Annotated in this window: 14 protein-coding genes; 4 read left to right on the forward strand and 10 right to left on the reverse strand. The window is 48.8% G+C overall.

Features of this window, described 5'->3' with window-relative positions; genetic code table 11:
• Positions 1-40: 40 nt before the first annotated feature.
• Complete coding sequence (locus ACZOTW_RS02060) at positions 41-1357, reverse strand: MFS transporter (protein WP_483997363.1); 1317 nt, start codon at positions 1355-1357, stop codon at positions 41-43.
• A 159-nt stretch (positions 1358-1516) separates the two neighbouring features.
• Here ACZOTW_RS02060 and ACZOTW_RS02065 point away from each other — a divergent pair, with 159 nt between their 5' ends.
• Together ACZOTW_RS02065 and ACZOTW_RS02070 are read left to right on the forward strand one after the other, a co-directional pair.
• A complete protein-coding gene (locus ACZOTW_RS02065; protein ID WP_177747811.1) occupies positions 1517-2011 on the forward strand; it encodes a YajQ family cyclic di-GMP-binding protein in 495 nt (164 codons plus the stop codon).
• 3 nt (positions 2012-2014) lie between these two features.
• Positions 2015-3340, forward strand: a complete 1326-nt coding sequence (locus ACZOTW_RS02070) for a tetratricopeptide repeat protein (RefSeq protein ID WP_483997364.1) — start codon at positions 2015-2017, stop codon at positions 3338-3340.
• A gap of 68 nt (positions 3341-3408) precedes the next feature.
• Here ACZOTW_RS02070 and ACZOTW_RS02075 read toward each other — a convergent pair whose 3' ends face one another.
• The 8 genes from ACZOTW_RS02075 to lpdA all read right to left on the reverse strand — a co-directional run bounded on the left by ACZOTW_RS02075 (position 3409) and on the right by lpdA (position 10479).
• Positions 3409-3798, reverse strand: a complete 390-nt coding sequence (locus ACZOTW_RS02075) for an SEC-C metal-binding domain-containing protein (RefSeq protein ID WP_428039795.1) — start codon at positions 3796-3798, stop codon at positions 3409-3411.
• A gap of 16 nt (positions 3799-3814) precedes the next feature.
• Positions 3815-4378 (reverse strand): ATP/GTP-binding protein, encoded by a 564-nt coding sequence (locus tag ACZOTW_RS02080; protein ID WP_177747805.1) that lies wholly within the window; start codon positions 4376-4378, stop codon positions 3815-3817.
• 3 nt (positions 4379-4381) lie between these two features.
• Positions 4382-4951 (reverse strand): ATP/GTP-binding protein, encoded by a 570-nt coding sequence (locus ACZOTW_RS02085; RefSeq protein WP_177747802.1) that lies wholly within the window; start codon positions 4949-4951, stop codon positions 4382-4384.
• Entirely contained in the window at positions 4941-6236 is a 1296-nt protein-coding gene (locus tag ACZOTW_RS02090) for a peptidoglycan DD-metalloendopeptidase family protein (protein ID WP_483997365.1), read from the reverse strand. The genes ACZOTW_RS02085 and ACZOTW_RS02090 overlap by 11 nt, the downstream gene beginning before the upstream one ends.
• 41 nt (positions 6237-6277) lie before the next feature.
• Positions 6278-7195, reverse strand: a complete 918-nt coding sequence (locus ACZOTW_RS02095) for a phosphate acyltransferase (protein WP_483997366.1) — start codon at positions 7193-7195, stop codon at positions 6278-6280.
• Positions 7196-7226: 31 nt separating this feature from the next.
• A complete protein-coding gene (buk, locus tag ACZOTW_RS02100) occupies positions 7227-8339 on the reverse strand; it encodes a butyrate kinase (protein WP_177747792.1) in 1113 nt (370 codons plus the stop codon).
• Positions 8340-8401: 62 nt separating this feature from the next.
• The gene (locus ACZOTW_RS02105) at positions 8402-9112 is read right to left on the reverse strand and encodes an RNA methyltransferase (RefSeq protein WP_483997367.1); all 711 of its coding nucleotides are present in this window, start codon (positions 9110-9112) and stop codon (positions 8402-8404) included.
• The gene (gene lpdA, locus ACZOTW_RS02110; RefSeq protein ID WP_483997368.1) at positions 9109-10479 is read right to left on the reverse strand and encodes a dihydrolipoyl dehydrogenase; all 1371 of its coding nucleotides are present in this window, start codon (positions 10477-10479) and stop codon (positions 9109-9111) included. The genes ACZOTW_RS02105 and lpdA overlap by 4 nt, the downstream gene beginning before the upstream one ends.
• 75 nt (positions 10480-10554) lie before the next feature.
• Between lpdA and radC the strand changes: the two genes are divergently transcribed.
• Together radC and ACZOTW_RS02120 are read left to right on the forward strand one after the other, a co-directional pair.
• Positions 10555-11235 carry a RadC family protein gene (gene radC, locus ACZOTW_RS02115; protein WP_428049371.1) on the forward strand — a complete coding sequence of 227 codons (681 nt, stop codon included), beginning with the start codon at positions 10555-10557 and terminating at the stop codon, positions 11233-11235.
• 1 nt (position 11236) lies between these two features.
• Positions 11237-12526, forward strand: a complete 1290-nt coding sequence (locus ACZOTW_RS02120) for an L-cysteine desulfidase family protein (RefSeq protein ID WP_483997369.1) — start codon at positions 11237-11239, stop codon at positions 12524-12526.
• A 114-nt stretch (positions 12527-12640) separates the two neighbouring features.
• On the opposite strand, the gene ACZOTW_RS02125 is transcribed toward ACZOTW_RS02120, so the two are convergent.
• The gene (locus ACZOTW_RS02125) at positions 12641-13369 is read right to left on the reverse strand and encodes a ComF family protein (RefSeq protein ID WP_483997370.1); all 729 of its coding nucleotides are present in this window, start codon (positions 13367-13369) and stop codon (positions 12641-12643) included.
• Position 13370 lies beyond the last annotated feature (1 nt).

Consider the following 13370-nt stretch of genomic DNA (forward strand, 5'->3'; position numbering starts at 1 on the left):
GCGCCCCGTTAAAAGGCGCCTTTTTTCGCAAGTAAAACTCTTACGCTTCCGGCACGTGTTTGTATTTAAAAATAAAGGCAAACAGGATAGCCACCACCAAGGAGAAGCCCGCAAAAACGAACCACGATTCGCTCCACCCGGTCATAATGGTATGGGAAACATCCGCCGGATACACCGCACCTTCCGGCAAAAAGCCGTTCGCCGCCGTATAAGCATTAATATGGACGTTTACCAATTTGTTAATGACCCACTGGGCGCCCAGCGTACCAATCATTGCGCCAAAGCCGTTGGTCATCAGCATAAATACACCCTGCGCGCTGGAACGAATCGCCGGGTCGGTTTCTTTATCCACATACAGGGAGCCGGACACGTTAAAGAAGTCAAACGCCACCCCATATACAATCATAGAGGCTACTAACAGCACAATGCCGCCCGCGGTGGACGGATTTCCAAGGCCGAAGAACCCAAAGCGTAACACCCACGCAATCATACTCATAAGCATTACCTTTTTGATACCAAAGCGTTTCAGACAGAACGGAATCAGCAAAATGCACAATGTTTCGGACATTTGGGACAGCGAAATCAGCGCGTTGGCATTATTGGCCCCCCAAGAGCCGGCAAAACCAGCCAAGGAATTAAAACCGTTAATAAACGGATTGGCATAAGCGTTGGTAATTTGTAAGGACATACCCAACAACATAGAGAAGATAAAAAAGATAGCCATCTTTTTTTCTTTAAAAAGCGCAAACGCTTTGAGACCCAATGCTTCGGCCAAAGATTTGGCTTTTTCCGTGCAAGTGGGGCAGGCAGGCAAGGTAAAGCAATACAAGCCCAAAATCACACCCAAAATGCCGGAGAAATACCATTGCATATAGGTATTTTGGAAACCCGTAAAGTTGGAGGTCAACATCGCACAAATAAAACCGACCGTGCCGAATACGCGGATGGGCGGGAAAGCGGACACCGTATTAAAACCGCCTTGGCGCAATGCCGTATAAGCCACGGAGTTGGAAAGAGCAATCGTGGGCATATAGAAGGCTACACTAAACGTATAGCAGGCAAACACCAGCGAAAAACTCACTTGGGGAAGCGAGCCGAAATAAGCCGCTCCGGCCATACCGGCCGCCGCCAATAAATGGCACAGGCCCAACAGTTTTTGCGCAGGAACCCAGCGGTCCGCCACAATGCCGATAATAGCCGGCATAAAAAGCGATACAAAACCTTGCACCGCGTAAAACCAACCGATATTTTCCGCCAATCCGGCCCCGGCCAGGAAGGTACCCATAGAAGTAAGGTACGCGCCCCAAACGGCGTATTGGAGAAAGTTCATTGCAGTCAAACGAATTTTGATGTTCATAAGCGAATTACCGCCGAAGCAGGGAAACTCCGGCTGCAAACCTCCATAAAATTGGCGGGAAACGCCCTGGGCGCAACTGCCCCCGCCGATAAAACCATTGTACAAAAAAAGATATAATATAGGAAATAAATTGAAAAACTTTTTGAGGAGGAAATTTCTATGGCAGATTATAGTTTTGACGTGGTATCCAAGGTGGATTTGAACGTAATCGCGGAAGCCGTCAGCGCCGCCAATAAAGAAATCACTAACCGCTACGATTTTAAAGGTACCAATTCTACAATTGAACTAAACCAAAAGGATAACGAACTGAAACTCGGTTCCAGCGACGAATATAAAGTAAATACCCTGCGCGATATCATTTTTACGCGTATTGCCAAACGCGGCATTCCGCTTAAAAATATGTTACCGCAAAAAATTGAAGCCGCTTTGGGCGGTAATGCCAAACAAACGGTAAAAATCCAACAAGGAATCCCGTCGGACAAGGCTAAGGAAATTACCAAAGCCATCAAAGATGCTAAATTAAAGGTTTCCGCTTCTATCCAGGGCGACCAGTTGCGCGTATCGTCCAAATCCAAAGACGAACTCCAAAACACGATGGCCCTTTTAAGAGGGGGCGACTTCGGCGTAGAACTCCAATTCACCAATTACAGATAACTTATGCGCAAACTATTACTTATTTTAAGTGCGGTTTTAATAGCCGCCCCGGCCGTAAAAGCGGCCTGTGCCCGCGAGGCCGGAGCCGCAAGCCCGGCGGTTTTAATAGCCGCCCCGGCCGTAAAAGCGGCCGATATGTCCGCCGCGTTGGATTTTTATAAAAAACAGGCACTCACGATTTCCGCCGACCCCACCCGCGACGAGCGCGCCTTCGCCAAAACATTGGCAGATAATGTAGGCACTTGGGTATCGCAAAATCCCGGGCAAGCCGCTACGGCAGATGCACTTCTGCTTCAAACGCGCCTTTATTTACGCGCGCAGGACAATGCAAATGCGCTGGTTTCGCTCTTTAAACTACGCAAGGTCTTTCCCTCGGCAGATATCAACGCATTAAAAGCGCTTTTGCCGCAAGCCGCCGAGGCCGTAAAGGCAGACGCGCGCGAAACGGCAAACCAACTCTTTGCACTTCCGCTACCCGCGGAAATCGACACGGAAGCGGACCGCGAAGCCGAAGCCTTGTATGCGCTCTCTAAATTGCCGGGACGCACCTTGTATGCGCCCGCCGCGCAAGCGTTTGAAACCTTTTTTGCGCTTCATCCCAAGTACGAAAACGGCGACAAAGTGGAATTGTGGTACGGAGATTTGCACCGCCTAAACGGAAACTATTTAGCCGCTATTTCGCAATACAAAAAAGCGGGAGAACTGTATCCTGCCACACCTTATAAAGCAGCCAGTTTGCGTCTTATTGGGGATATTTATGCCGACAATTTAAAGGACACCGCCAACGCTACTGCATATTATACGCGTGTACTGCGGGAGTTTCCCGGCTCCTCCGAAACGGGTGTCGTTTATAAGCATATGGCCATTTTGGATGAAAACAACAAACAGTTTGACAGCGCGCTTATTAATTACGACAAATCCATTGAACTGCTGGGCAATACAAAAGCCGCATATGAATCGTACCGCGGCAAGGCTGATGTGTATGTAAAAACCAAGAATTACGGAGAAGCATATAACACTTTGTTAAAAACGGCCAATGTGTTTAGTGCGGACGAAGAAAAGTGCACGTTCTCTCTCTTGGAAGCCGCCAATGTAGCCAAAAAGCGTATGCACGACCAAACCAAATATATGCAGGCATTGGAAAAAGCCCTCGTGGCGCATCCCGCCGGGCCGCGTGCACCGCAAATTATGTTTGATTTGGCTTCCGCTTACGAACAACAGGGCCGAAACACGCAAGCCATAGAAATATACAAACGGCTGATTATTAATCATCCCACCAACAAATTATCTTCCCGTGCCCAAGGCCGCTTAAACAGATTGCAGAAATAAGATAACTTAAACCTAAAACCGCCCCGGGAAAATTTCCCCGGGGCGGTTTTTTATTCCTTTAAAAGCCGTTATTTTCCGGCACCACAGCATTTTTTATATTTTTTGCCACTGCCGCACGGGCAAGGGTCGTTGCGTCCAATCCGGGGGCCTTGGTGAACCACCGTTTCCACCTTGGCGGGCGCAGTACCGTTTTCCGCACGGAGTTCGGCCTCGTGGTTCTTCATCCACTTCTTCATTTGGCGGATACTTTTAAAGTCCACCCCGTCCTTTTCCATACGTTTGGCGATATCAATAAAGCGCTTTTTGATGGTCGGATCCTGCAATTTACTTTTAATCATAGCAGGCAGAGAATCAATCTCCCGCTCAATGCGCTCCTCAATAGATTCCTTTTTGCCGTTTTTAGCCGGCTCGGCCGCCGGGGCCGCTGTCTCTTCTTTTTTCTTAAATGGATTCCACATATTGTGCAACTCCTAATTATTCGGAAATAAGTTTTTCTACAAAATTCTTAATAATTTCCGCCTTTTCAAAATAATGTTTCTCCCGCGGGATAACCAAGCGGTTGGGGTGCTTTTCCCAAATTTTCAAAATACGGTCGTCCAGGTCAAATGCCTGCTGTAAGTTTTCGGTGCGGACGTTGGTGGCCTGGTAAAAATCTTTCTCGGGCGGCGGAGACAAATGAATTACCGCATCATAGCGCGCCAGTTCCGCTTCCAAAGAACTGTGCATAGATTTAAAAAAATCTTCCGGGCCTTTGGGCCAATACACCGCTCCGTCAATAGACCCGCGGTCGCATACCATTATTTTGGCATTGGAGGTCTTTTCGGCCAATTCTTCTAACTGGTGCACAGTATAAAAAATAATATTTTGGGCGTGTTCAATGTGCACAGGGCTGTTGTCCTTGCGCGGAAAACCGCCGCTGTAAATCAAGGTTGCGGCTTCCTGCACGAGGGCAATTTTGTTACCGAAGGTTTCCTTCAAAATAGAAAGAGCCGTGGTTTTGCCGCCGCTGGGGCCGCCGGTTAAAACGATTTTTTTCATAAGTTATCCTTTAATAATTTTTTCTACAAAATTTTTAATGGCTTCCGCTTTTTCAAAAAAGTGTTCGGTACCGCCCACAACTAAACGGTTGGGGTGCTTTTCCCACATTTTTAAAATTTTGCGGTCAATTTCAAATGCCTTGTCCAAAGTTTCCGTACGGACGTGCGTAGATTGGTAAAAGGCCGGGTTGGACGGCGGCGACAGGTGCAGTACGGCATCGTAGCGCGCCAGTTCCGCTTCCAAGGATGTGCCCATATGCGCAAAAAATGCGTCCGGGCCGTCCGGCCAATAAACGGATGCATCTACTGTACCGCGGTCGCACACGATAAGCGGTGCCTCGGATGTCTGTTCCGCCAATTCTTCCATTTCCTTCGTGGCTACGAAAATAATCTGCTGGGCGGCTTCAATATGCGCGCGGCTGTTATCCTGCCGCGGAAATCCGCCGCTAAAAATCATTGTGGCGGCTTCACGCACGAGTTCCACTTGCGGGCCAAAGGTTTCTTTCAGCACCGACAGGGCTGTCGTTTTACCGCTATTGGGGCCGCCGGTAATGGCGATTTTTTTATGCTTCATTTTTGTCCTCCGCGGCGTCCTTTTTAGGGGCAAAGGCCGCCTTTTGGGCTGCTTCTAATTCTTTTAAGTATAACACTTTTAAGTCCTCAAATTCTTTGCGTTGTTCTTTGGGGATATCCCGCACCGTGGAATTGCGGTTTTTCATCTTCAAAAAATCTACAAACTTATTTTTTTCTTTAACGCGGAAATCCAAGTGCGGCCCCGTAGAAAGGCCCGTGCTTCCCACATATCCCACCGTCTGCCCTTGTTTGACCTTGGCCCCGGCCTTAATACCCTTGCCATAGCCCTTTAAATGTCCGTAAGTGGTCATATAGCCGTTGGCGTGGCGGATTTCCACATAATTGCCAAAACCGCCTTTATATCCGGCTAATTTTACCGTCCCGTCCGCCACAGCCTGAACCGGGGTCCCCGCGGGGGCGGCATAGTCTATGCCCAAATGCGGGCGGCGGATTTTTAAAATAGGATGTAACCGCCCATAAGAAAAGCGCGACGAAATGCGGTAATTGCGGAAACTGATGGGAGATTTCAAGAACATCTTTTTGCTCATTTTGCCCGTTTCATCATAAAAATCATCTTCAAAATAAAAAGCGTAAGTCGTTCCGCCGTCCGCACTTTTATAAGAAGCGGCGAGCAAATCTTGGCCGGTTATTTCGCCCGATGCTGTATAATTTTCTTCCCACAGGGCGGCATACTCGTCGCCGTTGCGGGTATCGGTGTTAAAATCAATCGTCCACGAAAAAGCATCCGTAAAATCTAAAATGAGGGGCACTTGCAAACCCCGGGCAAGCATAGAGTTAAACAAAGAGCCTTTAATTTTTCCGGCGGCAGTTTTAATGCGGGTTTTAATTTCCACGTCGCTTACCCCCGCCACCAATGCACCATCCACGTGGGCCACATTGGCCACATAATAGCGTTTAAAACCTTGCGTAAGAAGCAGCATAATAAAATGCCCATCGGCATCTACCGACAGGGAATAGGCATCGTTCTTTTGGAGTTTGCGCGTATCAGCCACTGTGGAAAGTTTGCCCACAATTTGCGCCACTTCTTGGTTAGAAAGACCCGCTTCCTGCAAGGCTACATAAATCGGTTTTTCTTTAATGGTAAATTCCTGCACCGGAATTTCGCGCTCACGCAAGTTTTCCAGTTCCCGCGCATCTTTGATGTGCGAAATATGCAACGCCACTCCCGTTGCCACAATAATTACACTCAACGTAAGCGTGTAAAATAAAATATCGTGGTAGCGGCGGTAATGCTGTTGGATAAAAGCCAGGAATTTTTCTTTCATAAGCGTAACAAGGGGCGGCCGTTAAGCCGCCCCTTTCTAAACTATTTTTGGTCCTTTAAGAAAGAGCACAATGCAATAGCATTGAGTTTCACTTTCGGGTCATCCGCGCGGGAAGGCAAAATGACCGGGATTTTCGGGCCGACGAGTACAGCTGCTGCTTCCATATGGTCGCCAAAGAAAGCCAAGGCTTTGTAGAGCGGGTTGGCGGCATCCAAGTCCGGCAACATCAAAATATCCGCATCTCCGGCCACTACTTTGCCTTTAATACCTTTTTCGGCCGCGCGTTCGGGCGAGAGAGAAATATATAAATCATACGGTCCTTCCACCGTGCAGCCGGTGATTTTTCCTTCCGCGTTCATCTGCGCCAAGGCCGCCGCATCCACAGTAGAGGGGATTTTTTCGTTTACTTTTTCCACCGGGCACACGCAAGACACTTTCGGCGTTTCCAAGCCGAGTTTGTGCATAGTGTTCACTGCATTTTGGATAATTTTAGCCTTTTGTTCCAGGGTAGGGGCAATCACAACCGCGGAATCAGTTACCGCAAAAGGCTTGTGGTATTTCGGCGTGCTGAACAGCACAAAGTGGGACAAAAGTGCCCCTTCCGGCACCAAGTGGGCTTCTTTGTTTAAAATCGCCTTCATATAATACTTGGTATCCACAAGACCTTTAATCAAAAAGTCGCCTTTATCGGCCAAAATTTGGTCCACAGCCAGTTTGCACATAGTAGGAACATCTTCGCAATCAATAAATTCAAATTTGCTGTCATCCAGACCTACCTCGGCTACGATTTGTTTGACGGCAGCCAGCGGCCCAATCAAAATACCGTGGGAAATAAGGCCGTTTTGGTCGGCCATTTTGATAGCCGTCAACGCTTCTTTATTGTTTGCGCCCGGCACTACTACACGGTTTGATTTCCCTTTTACTTGTTCAATCAAATCGGCAAAACTTTTGAATTTCATACTTTTCTCCTTACAAGACTAACTTTATAAATCAACTGTACTTCTTTACAATTTTAGGATTATCCAGCGCACGGCGGGCAGCCTCGCGCAGGGCGTCCTTTTCCTCGCTGCCTGGGAACACATATACCGGGGCAATCCAACTGACATAAGTGCTAATAGCCTGCGGTATATATTTGCTATACATCAGCCCGCCCGTAAGAGCAATAAAATCCACTTTTCCTTCTAACACTACGGCCATTGACCCAATGTATTTGGCAATTTGGTAAATCATTGCGTCTTCGGCCAGTTTGGCTTCTTCGCGCGTGCAGCAAATGAGCGAGCCGGGGCGTTTTTCACCCGTGCGGATAAATTCTTCCAAATCTTTTACGTCGGAAGTGCCCGTATAGGCCACCAATCCGCCCTTTCCGCGCAGTTTAAGGCGCATATCGCGCAAGGTATATTTGCCCGAATAGCACATTTGCACCAGGGCGGAGTTTGGCGTACCGCCGCTTCTTTGCGGGGTCATCGGGCCGTCGCCTTCGTAACCGTTGTTTACGTCCACCACTTTTCCCTCGCGGTGCGCTCCCACGGTAATGCCGCCACCTCCGTGGCAAACGATACAATTCATTTTTTCGTACGGTTTGCCCAATTTGCCCGCAATCAAACGGGCCACGCGCTTTTGGCTCAATGCGTGAAAAATGGAAATACGCGGATTTTCGGGCATACCCGAATAGCGGGCCACGGGTTGCATTTCGTCAATTACGACCGGATTGGCAATAAAACTGGGGCAGCCTGCGTACTGGGCAATATCACGCGCCAAAATGCCGCCTAAATTGCTGGGGTGGATTCCGCCATAGCGGCCTGTTTCCAAGTCGCTGACCATTTGGTCGTTGACGGCATACACACCCCCTTCTACGGAGTGAATAAATCCGCCGCGGCCGATAACCGCATCAATTTCTTCCAGCGGAACTTTGTGGTCCAGCAGGTAATCCAAAATCAATTTGCGGCGCAGGGGCAACTGTTCGGTAACGTTTTTGCCTTCGTACGGTTCCAAGTCGGTCAACGAATAACGGACTGTAACCTCAAACACGGATGTATTTCCGCGGTAATAGCCAATATCGTCCGAGGTGGACCCCGGGTTAATAACTAGGATATTATAATCCATTTGTGCCCCCCTGTAAGCCTTAGTTATATTTTAACAAATATGGCGGCCTTTGGCCGGGCTATTTACGGCAGTTTGTCTGCCAATTTATCGGCCCATTTTTTTAAGAAAAACAACTGCTCCCGGCTCAGCCCTTGCCGGGAAAGCATATGGCGCAGAAGCGCCTTGCGTTGGGCGGACGAAAAATCGGTCTTAAACCCGGACTTTTCAAACAAAATGTCCGCAGATGAAATAAAAATTTCCTTTTGCGCGTCCGTCGGACTTGCGGGTGCTTTGCCGGGGCGGCGGATCGCCTTAAAATCAGGACGGCGGGATAGTTCGTAACAAGTCAAAATAACAGCTTGGGCCAAATTGATAGACGGCTGTTTGGAGACCGTAGGGATATTCAGCACCACATCACACCGCTCTATATCTTCGCCAGACAGGCCGCTCTTTTCGTTGCCAAACACCAAGGCTACACGCCCTTGCGGAGCGGTTTGCAAGCGTTCGTTTAACACCGGCAACGGAACGATTTCCTGCTTGATTTCGCGGTTTTTAATAGCCGTAGCGGCCAAAGAAAAGGACGTATCTTGCAAGGCTTCGTCCAAGGTTGCACATTTTATAGCCTGCCGCATAATATCGCCCGCCCCAACCGCACTGACAGATTCGCGCCAAACAGGTTCATAGGGGTCCACTACGCGCAAGTCGGACAACCCGAAATTTCCCATTGCCCGGGCGCAGGCCCCAATGTTATTGGGGTCGCGCGGGCGTACTAACACAATGGTTACGAGATTCATCTGTTTAATGCCTCCCCGATAGATTCGGCAAAGGTGGGGTGAGCAAAAATTACTTCTTTTAACTGTGCCACAGTCATTTTGGCGGCCAAGGCCACACTTACTGCGTGGATAAGTTCCGCCGCGTGCGCACCGGCAAATACACCGCCCAACAATTCTCCGGTTTGGGCATTACTGGTCAGTTCGTAATATCCTTCTGTCTGGTCCTGTGCAACGGCACGTCCGTTGGCAAGCAAAAAAGCCTTATGGGTTTTAACAGGCAGTCCCTTGGCTTCGGCTTGTGCGCGCGTAAGACCCATAGAAGCAATTTCGGGCGATGTGTAAATGGCGCGCGGCACACCTTCGTTATGGTAAACCGCCGGAACGCCGCACAAGTTTTCAGCCGCCACCTCACCTTGCCGGCTGGCTGCGTGGGCTAGTTGGAAAAGGCCGTTTACATCTCCGGCGGCATAAATATTGCCCTTTAACTGTAATGTTTGCGGGTTTACCTGTACCCCTTTGCGGTTCCAGGTTACGCCGATATTTTCCATTTTAAGCGCGCTTAAATTCACACTGCGCCCAATAGCGGCTAATACCGCATCAGCCGTTACGGTTTGCCCATTGGAAAGCGTAAGCGTATAAGTTCCGTTTTCGCAAGTTACTCCTTCCGCGCTTACACCTGTGAAAAGTTGAATACCCCTTTTTCCAAAGGCTTGTGTCAGCACGCGGGCGGCTCCTTCGTCTTCCAGCGGCAACAAGCGCGGCTGCATTTCCACAATGCTTACTTTAACCCCCAGTTCGTTCATAAAGTCGGCCATTTCACACCCGATTACCCCCCCGCCGACAATCACTAACTCTTTGGGCAGATGAGGCATATCAAAAAGGGTGGAATTATCGTAAATTTTATCTTTTATTTGGTCAAACGGAGGCGGGAAAAAGGCTTCGGACCCGGTTGCCAAAATAACGCCGTCCGCTTCCAGTTGCTGTTCCGTTCCGTCCGCTTTTTTCACGCTTATCGTATGCTCGTTTACAAAGGAAGCCTCCCCATTTATTACCTCTACACCTGCTTTTTTAAGCAAAAAAGACACCCCTTGCGTCAGTTTACGAGTAGCGGCGCGTTGGCGGGATTGGATTTTTGCCCAATCCAGCAACTTAAAAAGTTTATCTGCCTGTTCCTGTGCGCCGTCCGCACACAAGGCTGAAATGGTTTTAACCGTATGAAAGCGGTGCGCGGCATCTAATAAAGATTTTGACGGAATACAACCGCAATTTAAACACACTCCGCCGACTTTGTTTTTTTCAACCAGCGTAACTTTGGCCCCCAACGAAGAAGCCTTTAATGCGGCCGGATACCCCGCAGGCCCGCCGCCAATTACGACGATATGTTTCATATTTCCCCCTTATACGTCATTTTGATTATATTTATTCTAGCATTAAAAACAGTATAATAAAAAACGAGAAACACTATGCCAAATAACCCTTCTTATATCGGACACCGTGAACGCATCCGTGAAAAATTCGCGGCGGCAGGGTTGGACAGTTTCCTGGACCACGAAGCCCTGGAACTGCTTTTAACTTATGCCGTGCCGCGCAAAGACACCAAACCGATTGCTTGGGCTCTGCTTAAAAAATTCGGCTCGTTGGCCGCCGTGCTGGACGCGGCACCGGACCAACTTTCGCAAATAGACGGGGTAGGCCCCGGAACGGCACAGTTTTTAAAACTGATTCGCGCTGTATTTAAAAAATATTCGCTTGCCGAAGTAAAACAACGCGTAACTATCCGCACCCCGCAACAGGTGCTGGAATACTGCAACGCTTCGCTTTCCGGAAAGCAGGAGGAGTGTTTAGAAGTGATTTATCTTTCTGTGCGTAATACGGTTATGGGCACGGAAACGATTGCTTCTGGATTGATTGACCGGGTGGCCGTTTCGCCGCGCAAAATCGTGGAGTGCGCCCTAGCGGCCAAAGCCCCTGCCATTATTTTAGTGCATAATCACCCGTCGGGAGATGCCACCCCTTCGCAGGAGGACATAGAACTCACACGCGAGGTACTGCGGGCGGCGGAACTTTTTGGCATTTCGGTACACGACCACATTATTATCGGCAAGGGCGCTCATTATAGTTTAAAAGCAAACGGGAAAATATAATATGAACATTTTAAAAGAAGTCTTAAAGTATCAAGTTTATCCGGCTATGGGATGTACGGAGCCGGTTTCCGTAGCGTTATGCGCCGCGTATGCCGCCAAAGAATTGGGGGCGGACATAGAAAAAGCCGAATTTCAGTTAGATGCCGGAACCTATAAGAACGGTATGGGGGTAAGAATACCCAATACGGACGGCGAAAAGGGGAATCTGTTAGCCGGTGCAATGGGAATTTTACTAGCCAAGCCGGAACTGAATATGGAAATTTTATCCGCCGCTGACAAAACCGTCTTGGCCCAAGCCAAAGAAATGCTAAAAAAGCATTTGCTGACTATGGAAGTTGCCCCGCAGGCGCACGGCTTTTACATTGCCTGTACACTAACAGGCAAAAACCATAAAACCGCCAAATGTGTTATTGCAGGAAGCCATACGGACGTGGCGTATTTATCGTGCGGGGATAAAATAAAAGTAAACCATTTACCGCTTGAAAACTGTGCCCAAAAAGCGCACGATTTTAAAAATGCCCTAAAAAAAGCCACTCTGCAAGATTTATTAAATGCCGCCGATAATGCAGACGACGAAGATTTAAAATACATCAAAAAGGGCGTAGAAATGAATTTAAAAGCCGCCGAACTGGGCCAAGCCTTGCAAAAAGTAGGGTTTTACATTAAAGAACTGGTACGCAAAAAACTGCTGCAAATGGACTTAATTTCGTCCACCAAAATTTTAACCGCCTGCGCCGCCGATGCGCGTATGGACGGACAAGCCGTTCCCGTTATGGCCAGCGGGGAATCGGGCAACCAAGGTGTCGTAACCATTTTGGTACCGTGGAAAGTAGGCAAGGAAATGGAAGTAGAGGAAACCACCATTTTAAAGAGTATTGCCCTGTCCCACTTGTTAAACGGTTATGTAAAGGTCTTTACCGGGGAACTTGCGCCCATTTGCGGTTGTGCGATTGCCGCAGGGGTGGGAGCAACAGCGGCTATCACTTACCAACAGCGCGGCAACTGCGTGCCCGCTGTTACGCTGGCAATTAATAACATCATCAGCGATATTGGCGGTATGTTGTGCGACGGGGCAAAAAGCGGTTGCGCGCTAAAAGTCGTCAGTTCCACCGACGCGGCAATCCGCTCCGCCTATATGGCCATACACGATTACGGCATTACGGAAGTGGAAGGTTTTGTCGGCCGTACTGCGGAAGAAACGATCCAAAATTTAGGCAGTATTTCCACCGTAGGGATGAGCCGCGTGGACCCGATGATTGTAAACATTATGCAGAAGAAATGCAATAAATGAAAAAGTTTTGCGGGCGGAATTAAAAGCGCACGGGTCAACGGACTGCCTTTTCTGCCCCCGATAACGGTGTGCAAAAGCGCGTAAATAACTTTTGGGAACATTTTGCGTATAAACTTATTCCCGGGCAAAAGTATAGGCCATTACCTTTTTGGCTCCCGCCGCTTTTAAGGCCTCGGCACAGCCCTCCAAGGTGGCACCGGTGGTTGCCACATCATCTATCAGTAAAACGGTTTTTCCCTTTATGGGTTCCTGTTTTTTATACGCAAAGGCCCCTTTCATATTGGCTAATCTGCCCACACGGCCCAAAGTGGTTTGGCTAATCGTATTTTTAATACGCACCAAACTTTTGCTATCTAGCGGCAGTCCCACCAAGGGCGCGAAATTTTCTGCAAGCAGTTCGCTTTGGTTATAGCCGCGCGTACGGTTTCTTTTAGGGAAAAGCGGCACGGGCATTACCACTTCCGCCTCCGCCAGTTCCGGGTAGTTTTTATAACGCACCGCCATTTGCGCACCCATATATTTCGCCAAATAATCTGCCCGGGAATACTTTAAAGCGTGTACAAGCGAGCGGGAAGATGTATTAAATTTAAAAGCAGAGCGAATTACGCGGCATTTGTATTTCCGCTCCTTACTCCCCCGGCAGGCAAAACAATGCGCCCCGCCGTACTTCAACACCGCCCCGCACCGTTTGCAAATGTGCGGCCCGGGTGCGTCCAAACGGGAAAGGCACTCCGTGCATAAGGGTTCATTTGCGTTCCAAGATAAATCGCACCCGCAAGCAAAACAGGTGCGCGGCAGGAAGAAATGCAACACAAGTTTAAAAAATGCCGCACCGTATTTCATA

The sequence above is a fragment of the Candidatus Avelusimicrobium sp. genome, assembly GCF_056976295.1.